This is a genomic window from Mumia sp. ZJ1417 (genome assembly GCF_014127285.1).
Lineage (GTDB): Bacteria > Actinomycetota > Actinomycetes > Propionibacteriales > Nocardioidaceae > Mumia.
On record NZ_CP059901.1, the window covers coordinates 245,653 to 259,354 of the forward strand.

A 13,702-nucleotide genomic window follows, 5' to 3' on the forward strand; every position below is an offset into this window, starting at 1 on the left:
AGCGCTCCGGCCTACTCGACCACCTTCCCCGTCGGCAGTGACGGCGCGACCATCGGATACAGCGTGCGGTCGTCGACCGACACCACGGCGACGACCCGCTTGCCGACGTCGGCCGCGCTCAGCGTGTACGCGTACGACGTTGCACCCTTGACCACGCGTCCCCCGACGAGCCATCGGTAGTCGAACCCGTGCACCTCGCGCGACCAGCGGCCGTTGCTGACCGTCAGCGTCGAGCCCACCTTGGCCTCGCCGGTGATCCGCGGCAGCGCCGTCGGCACGACGGCGCGCTTGCCCGGGTCGTCGAGCACGACGTCGTCGGCCTGGACGAACACCTGCTTGTGGGTGTACCAGAGCTGGTAGTAGCGCAACGCGCCCTTCACGTCCGTACGGTCATCGGGGATCGACCCGTCGAACGACTGCGCGTAGTAGTAGTCGGTCTCCACGTCGTCGTCGCTCACGGCGTAGCGCTGGCCGACGCCGACCGTGTACTCGAGCGCGCCGATCGCCTGCACCGGGATCTCGTACGGGGCGTATGCCTCCGGCTCCGGGTATGCCCGCCCGTACACCGGTGCTGCCGTCGTCTCCGACGCCACGGTCACGGTCTTGGCCGTCGTACGGAAGATGCTCGGATCGTCGGCCGGGTTCGCGATCCACACGAGCGAGCCGGCCCACCAGACCCCGAGCCACCCGTCGCGCACCTCCGCGACGACGAGCTTGTGCCCGGCGTTGATGCGGGCGCTGATGTCGCTGGCGTACGAGGTGCCGGCGGCGCCGTTCGGCTTCCAGCCCGGATCGTTCGCGAGAGGCGCGTCCGCGGCGGGGGCCTGGCGCGCGAGCACGAAGTTCGTACCCTGGCCCGCGACGCAGTCACCGGAGCCGGGCGACGCCTGCTGGCAGCCGGTGACCGGGTTGATGTTGTCGGCGTAGCCGGGACGGACCTCGACCACGTCGCCGGCCTTCACGCCCGCAGTGTTCTTGGCGGACTGGCCGATCGGCGCACCGAGCAGGTCGAAGTAGTGCTCCCAGTCCCAGTACGGCCCCGGGTCCCAGTGGACGTTCTTGGTGTAACCGGCGAGGATGCCGGGCACCTGGTCGTGCCCGATGATGTGGGCGCGGTCGAGCGGGATGTCGTGCTTCTCGGCGAGATGGCGGACGAGGGTCGCCGACTGCTGGTACATCGCCTCGGTGAACCATCCGGCCGAGCCTGCCCAGCCCTCGTGCTCGATGCCGATCGAGTGCGCGTTGACGTACCAGTTTCCCGCGTGCCAGCCGACGTCCTTGGGGTCGAGGTGGTTGGCGATGTGCCCGTCGGAGGAGCGGATCGTGTAGTTCCAGGCGAGGTACGTGGGGTCGGTGACGAGCCGGATCGTCGGGTCGTACGCGGTCTCGGTGTCGTGGATGACGATGTACTTGAGCTTGGGTCCGCCGGGCCCGGTGCGGTCGGCCTTGTCGTGGTTGCCGTAGTTGCCCGTGCTGTCAGGGTCGGTCGGGTTCCCCTTCGCGTAGCCCGCCGGGATCCACTCGCAGCCGAGGTCGGTCGGGCAGTCGGTCTCGGGGTCGCTCGCGGTCGGGCTGGCGACGGCGATCGCCGGGTCGGCCTCGAGAGTCACGCGCTCGCCGCTCGAGGTGACCCGGTCCTGACCCGTACGGGCGGCCGCGAGCACCTGGGTGACGAAGCTGTCGGCGGACCCGAACCGCCGGATCGCCGGAGCCCAGTCCTTGGCCGGACTGCTGCCGTCGAGGTCGGGCGCGTACGAGGCGGTCAGTGCCGCGGCCGCGCACAGGTTGGCGCGGTCGTCGGTCTTCACGGCGTCGACGGTGAGTCCGGTGAGGGTGGCGGCGCGGTCGAGCTCGCTGGTCGTACGGCCCACCCCGCCGGCCCCGTCGGTCGAGCCGGCCCCGTCGGTCGAGCCGGCCCCGTCGGTCGAGCCTGTCGAGACCCCGCCCTTCCCGGCCCCGTCGGGCACCGCCGCCGTCGTGGCCTTGAGGTTGAACATGCCGTACCCGCCATCGTTGCTCGCCTGGCCGTTGTGGCCCTCCCAGCGGGACTGCAGGTACGAGACGGACTTGAGGAGGTTCGCGGGGACGTCGGCCGCGGTCGCAGCGGCGTCGAACGCGGAGTCGAGGGTCGGTGTCGCGAGGACTGCGGTGCAGTCGACGGCTGGTCGGTCAGAGGGGGGTGATGCCGAGACGAGCGAGGCGGGCAGGGCGGTCAGCAGCAGTGCTGATGCTCCCCCGACGACGCCGACCCGGACGAGTGTGGTTCGCACGCGAGTGGCTCCTTCCGTCGCCTGATCGGTTCAGGTGATCCTCTGGATGCAAGCGCAACTGCGGTGGTTCCGCCACGGGGAGTATCAGCACCTGGGACGAAGATCTGTTACGTAAAGTCGCCCTCCCGTGGTCAGCCCGTAGTGGGCTCTTCATATTTGCGGGTGAAGGTGGGGTTTGAAGCCGCCGGTTTCGAGTACGCATCTGGCGATGTGATGGGTGAGGTGAGTGAAGCCGAGGGCGAGCCTCGCAGGTTCGAGTCGACCGTTGGTCGCTTCGGTGGGGCGTTGGCGATTCTGGGGTGGTCGAGCTGGTCGTTCACAGCTCCTCCCGGATCCCCGGGTGCCGGCTCACCCGGAGAAGGGCAGTTCTCACGCTTGATGAGGCGAGACTGATTCCGCCAGCTCCACGAAACGCCGGCCGACGCATCCTTTTGTCATTTCTGGCCATCGGGCGGACCGATGCGGGCAATGTCGGAGACCGGGTAGCCGAGGTGGGCCAGCTTGTCGGGGTTAATGATCGACCGGACCGTCTGGATTGTGCCTTCATGGATGTCCAGGGCGAGGACATTGATGAGATGGTCGTCGGCGTCGAAGGCGAGAAGGCCGGGCTGACCGTTCACGTGGGCGGCCTCCAGGCGCGCCCCCAGCGAGGCGTAGCGCTTGAAGAACCCGATAAGTAGACGTGCCACTCGCTCATTTCCGAACACTGGTTCGGCCACAGCTCGGGCCTTCCCACCGCCGTCGCCCTGGAACACGGCGTCGGCGGCGAGAAGTTCCACCAAGGCACCGACCTGGCCGTCCTCGGCCGCGGCCTTGAACCTCGTTGTCAACAGCTCCCGTTCCTGTGAGGAGGCCTCGAAGCGGGGGCGGCCCTCGCTGATCCGGGTCCGGGCGCGCGAGAACACCTGCCGACAGTTCCCTTCGCTCTTGTTGACGATCTTGGCTATCTCGTCGTAGGGGTACACGAAAACCTCGCGGAGCAGGAACACAGCGCGCTCGATCGGACTGAGCCTCTCGAGGAGGACGAGAAACGACAGGGACAGTGAGTCCGACATGGCGGCATGCTCCGAAGGGTCGGGGTCGGTCAGCACCGGCTCAGGAAGCCAAGTCCCCACGTAGGACTCGCGCCGGACCCGTGCGGAGCGGAGGTGGTCGATTGCGAGCCGGGTTGTGATCGTGGTCAGGAACGCCGGCTTGGACTCCACAACAGTGCCGGCCGCGAAGGCTCGGAGCAGGCGCTCGTGGGCTTCTTGGACCAGGTCTTCTGCATCGCTGGCGCTCCCTGTCATCCGGTAGGCGATCGAGAACAGCTGACGCGAAATGTTGTCGGTTTCGGGCTCATCATTCATCTGCGTCCTCCATACCGCTCCTGACGACACAGGAGCGCTTCGTGTGACAAGTGGTGCTGGATCGAGGCCCGGATGCGGCTACTCACGGCCGAAGTGTCACACCTGCCGCAGGTGTCTCGTCATGGATACAAGCAACCGAGAACAAAGGATGAAGCACATGACGAACAAGGAAACGCACCACAAGACCGTGGTCATCGGTGGTGGCTACACAGGGATCATGGCAGCCATCCGGGTCGCGCGCCGGAGCCGGGCGATCGGCGGACGAGTGACGTTGGTCAACCCCTCGAGCCGATTCAACGAACGCCTGCGCATGCACCAGCAGGCGACGCACCAAGAGATGGAATACCTCGCGATCCCAGATCTCGTGCAGGGACTGGACATTGAGTTCGTGGAAGGGACCGCGACCGACCTGGACGCTGAGCGACAGGAGCTGGCCGTAGCCACCGAACAGGGCGAAACCACCCTTCACTACGACACCCTCATCTACGCCATCGGCAGCGCGACCCCCACGAACCACGTGCCCGGTGCCGACGTGCACTCCTACACCCTGAACTCGCCGTCCTCGGCGAACAAGCTGGCCAGCCGACTCACGGAGGTCGCCGACGGCGGCACCGCGGTGGTGTGTGGCAACGGCCTGACTGGTGTCGAGGCGGCCACCGAGATCGCCGAGTCCTTCCCGTCGGTACGGGTCGTCCTCCTGGGGCGTGACGAGCCGGCGCCACTGATGAACGCGAAAGCCAGGAGCTATCTGCTCGGCGTGCTCGAGCGGCTGGGCATCGAGAGCCGGACCGGCGTCGAGATCACCAAGGTCCTGCCCGACGCGGTCGTGCTGGCCGGCGGAGAGCTTGTCGCCTCCGATGCCACGCTCTGGACCACGGGGTTCTGGGCTTCGCCCTTGGCCGCGGACGCCGGCCTCACCGTTGATCCCCAGCGGCGGATCGTCGTGGACCCCGAGCTTCGGTCGGTCTCACACCCATCCATCTTCGCCATCGGTGATGCTGCGGCGATCCAGCAACCCTGGGGAGTCATTCACGGGACCTGCCAGAGCGGCATGCCATCGGGCGCACACGCGGCCGACAACATCGGGCGGATCCTGCGCGGCAAGCGACCGAAGCCCTTCCGATTCGCGTATATCCACCAACCCGTGAGCCTCGGCCGGAATGACGCCGTCGTGCAGTTCACCAAGATCGACGACTCTCCGAGCCGCTGGTATCTCACCGGCAAGTCCGCCGTCCGCTACAAGGAGGCCGTGACCGGTAGCCCTTCGACCACCTACGGACTGTCGCGCCGACTCGCTATCCCGATGGCACTCCTGGCGCGACGGGGCCCTCGGAAGGCACGCCGGGACCGTTGAACGTGAGACTGTCCGGGCGTGAGACCACCTCCTCGCTGGAGCCCCGGTGCGACTCACCGCGTGGTGACCGACCGGGCTCCGGTGCGAGCCTCGCCCAAGCGTCCAGCAGTCGTGCGTCTTGGCCAGCGACCCCGCGGCAGACGTCGGCGATCCCCGCCGCCGGCAGTTCCTGCATCCGGTCGGCCTCAGAGACATGAGCGAGAGATGTGTCGTCGCGAGACGCCAGTGAAGAGCCCCTTGTTGCGAGGGACTTCGAACAAGAGCGGGCACGCATCATTGGCGAGAAGAGAGGCGAGTGAGCTCGTCTGCGGTGAGGCGGAGCCCGGCTGCCGCGACGTTCTCCGTGAGGTGGTCCGGATTGCTCGTCCCGGGGATGGCCAGCACGTGGGCCCCTTGTTGGAGCGTCCAGGCGAGCCGGACCTGCGCGGGCGAGGCACCGTGCGCTGCCGCGATCGTGAGCGTCTCGTCGTCCTCGGTGGAGGCGGATCGGCCGCGCTCCGCGCCGCCGCCGGCGACAGCGAAGAACGGTACAAAGGCGATGCCATGCTCGCCGCAGGTCGAGAGGAGGTCGTGCGCCTCGTCCGATGCCCCGATGGCGAACCGGTTCTGCACGCAAACCACAGGCGTGACCGCCCTTGCCTCGTCTAGGTGCGTGCGCTCGACCGCGGAGATGCCGATGTGTCGGACCAGTCCAGCGTCGCGCAGCTCAGCGAGCGCTCCGACATGCTCACTGATCGACTTCAGGGTCGGCATCCTGCGGAAGTTCACCAGGTCGAGGTGGTCGCGACCGAGCTGGCGAAGGTTCTCCTCGACCTGGCCGCGGAGCTGGTCGGGGCGGGCAGGGGGAAGCCATGCGCCGGACACGTCCCTTCCGGGGCCGACCTTGGTGGCGATGACGAGGTCGTCCGGGTACGGCGCGAGCGCGGAGTTGATCAGCTCGTTCGCCGAGCGCAGCGGGGAGAAGTAGAACGCGGCCGTGTCGATGTGGTTGACGCCGAGGTCGAGCGCACGTCGGAGCACCTCGACGGACCGGTCGCGATCACTTGCCACTCCGAGGTCGAAAGCGGCGCTGCCGGTCAGCCGCATCGCGCCGAACCCGAGCCGGTTCACCGTCAGGTCGCCCAGCTGCCAGGCGCCCGCGGAGTCCGCGGAGATTCTCGTTTCGGTCATCGAACGAGTCTGGCAGCGTCACGTGGCGGCACGCTGATGGCACGCCGCCGAAACTGCGTTGCCTCACCTCGGCAAGGTCTGGTTGTCTCGCTCGCGTGACGAATCCCGACATCGCGTGGCCGCGCCGGACCGAGCGCCTCGAGCTGCGCCTGCCGACCGAGGAGGCGCTCGACGAGGTCCTTGTCTGGCGCAACGACCCCGAGGTGAAGCGGTGGCTCATCCGGACCGTCGTCGAGCCGGACGCGTTCCGCAAGGCCTGGCTCGACAGCATCGACGACCCGCTCGACCACGCCGTCGTCGTGCACCTCGACGGGGCGGCCATCGGGATCGCGTCGCTGGGCGTCTCCGACGGCCTCGGTCAGCGGCACGGGGATCAGCCTTGGCACCGCGTCGAGGGGTCGATCGGCTACACGTTCGCGTCGGGGTTCGCCGGGCGTGGCTATGCGACGGAGGTCGCGGGAGCACTGCTCGACCTCGGGTTCGGCGAGCTCGGTCTCCGCCGCATCACCGCCGCCTGCTTCGCTGACAACCACGCGTCGTGGCGGGTGATGGAGAAGGTCGGCATGCGCCGTGAGCAGCACGGCGTCCGAGACTCGTGGCACGCCGAGCTCGGGTGGGTCGACGGCTACACGTACGGGATCCTCGCCGAGGAGTGGGCGGCCGGCGCCGGTCGGTCGCGCTAGACACCCGCGTCAGGCGATGACGCGCGCGAGGCGGGTGAGGCCGTCGGTCGCGCCGTCGATCATCCGCGCCGCGAGGTGGTCGCGAGCGGCGGGTGCCGCCTCGCGGACGTACTTCGCCTCGCCCTTCGACAGCTCGGCGCCCCGCAGGTCGCGCGCGGTGAGCATCGACGCGAGCAGCGCCAAGTCGTCGAGGTGGCGCTCGCGGTGGGGGTCGACGGTGATCGAATACGCCGCAGACTTGATGACGAGCGCGCCGAGCAGTGTCGGCCTCCGTACGGTGCCGGTGGTGTCACCGACCGTGACCTCGACGGCCTCCGAGCGTCTGAGCGCGTAGATCGCGCCAGGGGTCGCCAAGCCCGGGTAGCCGCTTGCGCCGATGCCGCGTCCGGGTTGCCCCGTGAAGGCCGGGATCAGGACGTCGATCGTCGCGTGACCCCGTACCCAGCGGTGCTGCTTGCCGCTCGCGGTCAGCCCGCGCGGCTCGAACTCGGCGTCTGCCAGCGCGGACGTCACGGTCATGAGGATCTGCGGGTGGCCACGCACGTCGAGGACGGTGTCGACGTCGGGGGTCGAGCGGTACGGCTCGACCCCGCGCTCGGCGCAGTGCAGGTGGACCATCTGGCCGCCGACGAGCGTCCACCCCTCGGGGACGTTCTTCGCGAGGTGGAACAGGCCGAACCAGGATGCCTCCTGCTCGGCGCTCATCACCGGCAGCACGATGCTCACGGGGTCCTCACTCTCGCGGCAGGCGGTCGCGGACGAGCTCTGCGACACGGGCGCTCTCGCGGGATCCTAGGTGCTCGGCGAGGTCGGCTGCCAGGACCGGCCAGGCGATTCGTGCCGGGATCTTGGCGACGACGTGGAGGATGACGTTGCCGTCCGGTCGCGTGGCCGGCACGAGGAAGTAGTCGTCGACGACCGTGTCGAGGTCGCTGGCCGCCACGTAGGCCTCGGCGACGGGGCTGACGATGAAGCTGTCCTCGGTGCTGGCGCCGGAGCGGAGCAGGCGCTCGTCGTCACGCAGGTCGTCGAGGTCGGCGGCCGCGGCGCGGTATTCGTGGCGGTCGGCACGCTTCTCCATCCAGGCGCGGAGGAGCGTCGCGGGGTCGTCGGCCTGCCGCAGGCGGTCGGCGTACGCGTGGAGGCGCTTGCGCTCGGTCGGTGCGACGTCGGGTGTCCCGCCGTCGAGATAGTCGAGAAGTGCCCACGCCATGTGCGCGGAGAGTGGACGCGACGGGCGTCCCCGCGCGAGCGGGAGGTGAGCGGGGTCGATGGCCCACTGGCTCCCGACTCGTACGGAGGGGAGCGTGCCGTCCTCGATGCGCTGCAGCACGCGCCGCGGGGAGACCCCCAGGCGCTCGGCCGCATCGCGGACCCCGATCAGGCTCACGACACAAGTCTACGCGATCTCGAAGACAAGTGTTCGCGGGTCACTTCCTGGCGCCCGCGGGTCGGTGTCTGCGGTCCGCGGGTCACTCGCGATGAGATTCGTCCGAGCCATCGGTCTGATCCGGTGAGTCCGACGGACGAAGCGATTCGCACCTACTGAGGAGACCGACACCATGTCCTTCCAGGCGTACCTCGACACGATCGAGAAGAAGACCGGCAAGACTCCGCACGAACTCGTCGACGAGGCACGCGACCGCGGTTTCGCCGAGCCGAGTGCAAAGGCGGGGCAGGTGGTGGCGTGGCTCGACGAGGAGTACGGGGTCGGCCGTGGGCACGCGATGGCGCTGTGGCGCGTGATTCGCAACGGACCGAAGATCAGCTCCAAGCATGTCGGGACCACCGGGACGCACAGCGACGCGTCGGACACCCTCTGGCTCGACGGTGCCGCGACCAACCCCGCGTACGCCTGAGTGACCCGGGGGTGGCCGACGGTGACCCGGGGGTGGCCGACGGTGACCCGGGGGCGTCAGGTGTGCCGCGACCACGGCCGCGGTGACCACGGCCGGGAGCCAGGAGAGGGCGCGACGGCGTTCGGACATGGACCGGACCGTACGGGCCACCGCCCGCGCGAGGACCCGTCTCGTCGGGGACGACGGAAGTCGGACGGTTTCACCCGCCGTGAGCGATAACCGTGCCTGCGCTCCGCCGCCGAGAGAAGGTGGCGTGCGTCTGTCGCCGTCTCGAAAGGCCCCCCATGAAGCTGCACTGGTTCCTTCCCACCACCGGAGACAGCCGGACGCTGGTCGGCGGCGGACACAGCGTGCCGACCGAGGTGGCGCGGGCGGGCGGCGCTGCGCACACGGCGGGTCGCTATCGCGAGCCCGACCTCGACTACCTCGTCGACGTCGCCCGTACGGCCGAGCGGCTCGGCTTCGAGTCCGTCCTCACGCCGACGGGCACGCCGTGCGAGGACGCGTGGGTGATCGCGTCCGCGCTGCTCGCGCACACGACGAAGCTGAAGTTCCTCATCGCGGCACGTCCTGGGCTCATGAACCCGACGCTGCTCGCCCAGATGGCCTCGACGTTCCAGCGTGTCTCCGGCGACCGGCTCGCCCTCAACGTCGTCGTCGGCGGCGACCCCTCGGAGCAGCTGCGGTTCGGCGACCGCGTCGCGAAGGACGACCGGTACGCCCGCGCCGAGGAGTTCCTCGCGATCTTCCGGGGGGCGTTCGCCGACTCGGGGTACGACTTCTCCGGCGACTACTACGACGTAGCCGACGCCCGTACGCGCAAGGCGGCGACGGTGCCCCCGATCTATCTCGGCGGCTCGTCGGCCGCGGCGGGCCCGGTCACCGCGCGGCAGGTCGACGTCTATCTGACGTGGGGTGAGCCGCCCGCGCAGGTCACGGAGAAGATCGAGTGGATCCGCAAGCTCGCCGAGGAGGAGGGCCGCGAGGTCCGCTTCGGCATCCGGCTACACACCCTCAGCCGCGACCGCAGCGAGGAGGCGTGGGCGGTCGCCGACCAGCTGCTGGCCGATCTCGACCCCGCCGACGTCGCCAAGGCGCAGGCGGCGCTCGCGTCGAGCGAATCCGAGGGCCAGCGGCGGATGCGTGAGCTGCACGGCGGCGTGGCGCCGACCGACGCCCGCGCGCTCGAGGTCTACCCAGGGCTGTGGGCGGGAGTCGGGCTCGTACGCTCCGGCGCCGGGACCGCGCTCGTCGGCAGCCACGTCGAGGTCGCGGACCTGATCGGCGAGTACGCCGCGCTCGGGATCGAGGAGTTCGTGCTCTCGGGCTACCCGCACATCGAAGAGGCGTACTGGTTCGCGGAGGGGGTCGCGCCGATCCTGCGGCAGCGAGGGCTGCTGTGAGCGGTCTCGATACACCGGCCCGCCCTGGGGGGCTCGCCGGCACTCGACAAACGGAGGGCGCGTTCCGTGCAGCGATGAGCAACGTCGCCTCCGCGGTCTCGGTGGTGACGACGTTCGACGACGGCGTCCCGCACGGCACGACCGTGAGCGCGTTCATGTCGCTGTCGATGGATCCCCCGATGCTGCTCGTCTCGCTCGACGCTCGCTCGTCGCTGCTGACCCGCGTACGACCGGGGTCCCGCCTGGGTGTGAACGTCCTCGCCGACGACCAGGGCGCGATCGCCACGCGGTTCGCGACCAAGGGCGGAGACCGGTTCGCCGAGGTGTCGTGGCACAGCGAGGACGGGGCGCCCGCGCTCCACGCCCGCCACGCCTGGGTCGCCGTGGACGTGGACCGTCTCGTCCCAGCGGGCGACCACGTCCTCGCACTCGCGCACGTCCGAGCGGCCGACGTCGCGTCGTACCCCACACGCCCGCTCACGTACTGGCGCCGCACGTTCGGCACCCATGCCTGACGCGCCCCGCAGTCGAGGACTTACGATTCGTGCCATGAGCCCCGTACGCCGTCCTGCCCGCTTCGCCGTGCTCGCCGCAGTCTCGCTCCTCACCCTCGCGGTCGGGTGCGCGCCGACGGACGACAACGACGACGAGCCCAGCGCCTCCGACGCGACCGCTTCCTGCGAGAAGGCCGACCTTCCCCTCAAGAAGGCCGGCACCCTGACGATCGGCACCGACTCGCCGGCGTACGAGCCGTGGTTCGTCGACGACGACCCGAGCAACGGCAAGGGCTACGAGAGCGCCGTCGCGTACGCGATCGCCGACCAGCTCGGCTTCGCCAAGGACGACGTGGTGTGGGAGGCCGTCCCGTTCAACACGAGCTATCAGCCGGGCGAGAAGTCCTTCGACTTCGACATCAACCAGATCTCGATCACCGAGGAGCGCGCCAAGGCGGTGACGTTCTCGGAGCCTTACTACAAGGCGGCCCAGGCGATCGTCGCGCTCGAGTCGAGCCCGTACGCCAAGGCGACGAGCTTCGCCGACCTCAAGGACGCGCAGTTCGGCGCGCAGGTCGGGACGACGTCGCTCACCGCCATCGACCAGATCGCGCCGGCCAAGCAGGAGCGCGTGTACGACGACACCAACCAGGCCACCAAGGCGCTCGAGGTCGGACAGATCGACGTGCTCGTGATGGACCTGCCGTCGGCGTTCTACACGACCGCCGCCGTGCTCTCCAAGCCCGGCACGATCGTCGGGCAGTTCCAGCCGGACACCGGCCAGAGCGAGGAGTTCGGGCTCCTCCTGCAGAAGGGCAGCGAGCTCGTGACCTGCCTTGACGAGGCGATCGGCGCGCTCCGTGAGGACGGCACGCTCGCCGACCTCGAGAAGGAGTGGCTGTCGCAGACGACGGGCGTGCCCGAGCTGTCGTGAGCGCCTCCTGGGAGGTGAGCCAACGCCAGCTCGAACGGCTGGCGTTCCGGCGTCGGCAGGACCGGCGCCGGACGACGATCGCGCTCGTGTCCACGGCGGTGATCCTGGTCGGCGCCTGGCTGCTCGTCACGTCGGCGCCAGGGTGGGGCAAGGTCCGCGAGACCTACTTCGACTGGGAGGACGCGAAGGCGGCGTTCCCGGAGATCGCGAAGGCCTTCCTCGTCAACATCAAGGCGTTCCTCATCGCCGAGGTGCTGATCCTGGCGCTCGCGATGCTGGTGGCCGTCATCCGTGTCGTCCCTTCGGCGTGGATGGCGCCGCTGAAGGTCGTCGCGACGGTCTACACCGACGTCTTCCGCGGCACTCCGACGCTGCTGATCGTGCTGCTCGTCGGCTTCGGCGTGCCGACGCTCGGCCTTCAGGGCACCACGAACGACCCGTTCTGGCTCGGCGTCTTCGCGCTCACCCTCAGCTACGGTGCGTACGTCGCCGAGGTCATCCGCGCTGGCATCCTCTCGGTCCACCCGAGCCAGTGGGCGAGCGGGCGGTCGCTCGGGCTGTCGTACGGCAAGACTCTTCGGTACGTCGTGCTGCCACAGGCGCTGCGCCGGGTGACGCCCCCGCTGCTCAACGACTTCGTGTCCCTGCAGAAGGACACCGCGCTGCTCTCGGCGATCGGGGTGCTGGAGGCACTGCGGCAGGCGAACATCTACTCCAGCCGCGACTTCATCTTCACGCCGATGGTCGTTGCGGCGGTGTTCTTCATCGTGGCGACGATCCCGCTCGCGCGGTTCACGGACTGGCTGTCGCTGCGTGCGGCCCGACGACAGAGCGGAGCGGCATGAGCGGCTTGCTGGAGGCGCGCGCGGTCCGCAAGACGTACGGGGCTCACGACGTCCTCAAGGGCGTCGACCTCAGCGTGGCGACGCATCGCGTGGTGTGCCTCATCGGCGCATCCGGCTCGGGCAAGTCGACCCTGCTGCGCTGCCTCAACCTGCTCGAGGTCGTTGACGACGGCGAGGTCTGGTTCGACGGCCGCGAGATCACCGATCCGCGCATCGACGTCGACGGCGTGCGGCGCGACATTGGGATCGTCTTCCAGGCGTACAACCTTTTCCCGCACATGTCGGTGCTCGACAACGTCACGCTCGGGCCGCGCAAGACCCGCGGCGTCCGTCGCCGTGAGGCCGACGAGCGCGCGATGACGCTGCTGACCCGCTTCGGCCTCGCCGACCAGGCGCGCAAGCACCCCGACGCGCTCTCCGGTGGCCAGCAGCAGCGGGTCGCGATCGTACGGGCGCTCGCGATGGGCCCGAAGGTGCTCCTGCTCGACGAGGTGACCTCCGCGCTCGACCCGATGCTTGTCGGCGAGGTGCTCGAGGCGGTCCGTGGCCTCAAGGAGGCCGGGATGACGATCGTGATGGCGACGCACGAGATGCAGTTCGCCCGCGAGGTCGCCGACGAGGTGCTGTTCCTGGACGACGGTGTGGTCCGCGAGCGCGGCACCGCCGAGCAGCTCTTCACCGCGCCGACGGACCCTCGTACGCGCGAGTTCCTGGCCCGCCACCTCGCCTGACGCCCCCCGCGTCCGCGACGTGAAAGGAACCTGACCGAACTGTGGCCGAGATTCGGTCAGGTTCCTTTCACAACGCTGGGGTCGTCAGCCGATACGGACCGCGCTGACCGAGACGTCGGCGTTGTAGCCGAAGGCGTACACCCACACCTTGGTCGTCTCCTTCGCAGTGACGATCCGGTCGAAGAACGCGTACCCGTTGATCAGGTACGTCCCGGGCTTGAGCGTCATGCTCCCGACCGTGGTGGCGTTCTCGGTGAAGGGCCCCCGAGGTGGGCGATCGTGACCTTGTCGGCGACCTGCGCGCTGAGACCTCCCTTGACGGCGGTCGCCGGATGTCCTTGGCGCCGATCTTGTCGGCAGCGACGGCGCCAGCGCGATTCGGGTGAAATCCAGTAGCGGAACCCGTGTCAGAAGCGCAGGGCGAGCCCGTCGTTGTCGCGACCGTCAGGGACCGTGGCGAGGTCCGCGGGCCGCTCCGCGGATGTACCTGAGGGAGGCCTCGGAGTCATCGGTTATTTGTCTCATTTGGCCGGTTCTATTTTACGGTGCATCCGCGACCGCCCGCGCGCCCGCGCCTGAGATCCGCCTCACTCAAAGGGCGTCCTGAGTT

Annotated in this window: 14 protein-coding genes; 8 read left to right on the forward strand and 6 right to left on the reverse strand. The window is 69.2% G+C overall.

Annotation, left to right across the window (positions count from 1 at the left end):
- Positions 1 to 11: 11 nt before the first annotated feature.
- Both H4N58_RS01130 and H4N58_RS01135 read right to left on the reverse strand, forming a co-directional pair.
- On the reverse strand, positions 12 to 2,270 hold the full coding sequence (locus tag H4N58_RS01130; protein WP_167249396.1) for an N-acetylmuramoyl-L-alanine amidase: 2,259 nt from the start codon (positions 2,268 to 2,270) through the stop codon (positions 12 to 14).
- A gap of 434 nt (positions 2,271 to 2,704) precedes the next feature.
- Positions 2,705 to 3,619, reverse strand: a complete 915-nt coding sequence (locus H4N58_RS01135) for an RNA polymerase sigma-70 factor (protein ID WP_167001085.1) — start codon at positions 3,617 to 3,619, stop codon at positions 2,705 to 2,707.
- A 148-nt stretch (positions 3,620 to 3,767) separates the two neighbouring features.
- Here H4N58_RS01135 and H4N58_RS01140 point away from each other — a divergent pair, with 148 nt between their 5' ends.
- Positions 3,768 to 4,973, forward strand: a complete 1,206-nt coding sequence (locus H4N58_RS01140) for an NAD(P)/FAD-dependent oxidoreductase (protein ID WP_208322225.1) — start codon at positions 3,768 to 3,770, stop codon at positions 4,971 to 4,973.
- 273 nt (positions 4,974 to 5,246) lie between these two features.
- On the opposite strand, the gene H4N58_RS01145 is transcribed toward H4N58_RS01140, so the two are convergent.
- Complete coding sequence (locus H4N58_RS01145) at positions 5,247 to 6,143, reverse strand: aldo/keto reductase (RefSeq protein ID WP_167001087.1); 897 nt, start codon at positions 6,141 to 6,143, stop codon at positions 5,247 to 5,249.
- Positions 6,144 to 6,238: 95 nt separating this feature from the next.
- On the opposite strand from H4N58_RS01145, the gene H4N58_RS01150 reads away from it, so the two are divergent.
- The gene (locus tag H4N58_RS01150; protein ID WP_167001089.1) at positions 6,239 to 6,826 is read left to right on the forward strand and encodes a GNAT family N-acetyltransferase; all 588 of its coding nucleotides are present in this window, start codon (positions 6,239 to 6,241) and stop codon (positions 6,824 to 6,826) included.
- Positions 6,827 to 6,835: 9 nt separating this feature from the next.
- Here the strand turns inward: H4N58_RS01150 and H4N58_RS01155 are convergent, their stop codons facing one another.
- Positions 6,836 to 7,552 (reverse strand): hypothetical protein, encoded by a 717-nt coding sequence (locus tag H4N58_RS01155; protein ID WP_167001091.1) that lies wholly within the window; start codon positions 7,550 to 7,552, stop codon positions 6,836 to 6,838.
- A gap of 7 nt (positions 7,553 to 7,559) precedes the next feature.
- A complete protein-coding gene (locus H4N58_RS01160) occupies positions 7,560 to 8,216 on the reverse strand; it encodes a helix-turn-helix domain-containing protein (protein ID WP_167001093.1) in 657 nt (218 codons plus the stop codon).
- Positions 8,217 to 8,388: 172 nt separating this feature from the next.
- Between H4N58_RS01160 and H4N58_RS01165 the strand changes: the two genes are divergently transcribed.
- From H4N58_RS01165 to H4N58_RS01190, 6 genes are all read left to right on the forward strand, one after another.
- Positions 8,389 to 8,685, forward strand: a complete 297-nt coding sequence (locus H4N58_RS01165) for a DUF4287 domain-containing protein (RefSeq protein ID WP_167001094.1) — start codon at positions 8,389 to 8,391, stop codon at positions 8,683 to 8,685.
- A gap of 284 nt (positions 8,686 to 8,969) precedes the next feature.
- Positions 8,970 to 10,088, forward strand: coding sequence for an LLM class flavin-dependent oxidoreductase (locus H4N58_RS01170; RefSeq protein ID WP_167001096.1), 1,119 nt, complete (start codon positions 8,970 to 8,972; stop codon positions 10,086 to 10,088).
- A 74-nt stretch (positions 10,089 to 10,162) separates the two neighbouring features.
- A complete protein-coding gene (locus tag H4N58_RS01175; RefSeq protein WP_167001098.1) occupies positions 10,163 to 10,603 on the forward strand; it encodes a flavin reductase family protein in 441 nt (146 codons plus the stop codon).
- Positions 10,604 to 10,637: 34 nt separating this feature from the next.
- A complete protein-coding gene (locus H4N58_RS01180; protein WP_167001100.1) occupies positions 10,638 to 11,516 on the forward strand; it encodes an ABC transporter substrate-binding protein in 879 nt (292 codons plus the stop codon).
- Positions 11,513 to 12,361, forward strand: a complete 849-nt coding sequence (locus H4N58_RS01185; RefSeq protein WP_243842850.1) for an amino acid ABC transporter permease — start codon at positions 11,513 to 11,515, stop codon at positions 12,359 to 12,361. Before H4N58_RS01180 ends, H4N58_RS01185 begins: the two co-directional genes overlap by 4 nt.
- Positions 12,358 to 13,092, forward strand: coding sequence for an amino acid ABC transporter ATP-binding protein (locus H4N58_RS01190; protein ID WP_167001102.1), 735 nt, complete (start codon positions 12,358 to 12,360; stop codon positions 13,090 to 13,092). Before H4N58_RS01185 ends, H4N58_RS01190 begins: the two co-directional genes overlap by 4 nt.
- Before the next feature lie 84 nt (positions 13,093 to 13,176).
- On the opposite strand, the gene H4N58_RS01195 is transcribed toward H4N58_RS01190, so the two are convergent.
- The gene (locus tag H4N58_RS01195) at positions 13,177 to 13,320 is read right to left on the reverse strand and encodes a hypothetical protein (RefSeq protein ID WP_167001104.1); all 144 of its coding nucleotides are present in this window, start codon (positions 13,318 to 13,320) and stop codon (positions 13,177 to 13,179) included.
- Between the last annotated feature and the right edge of the window lie 382 nt (positions 13,321 to 13,702).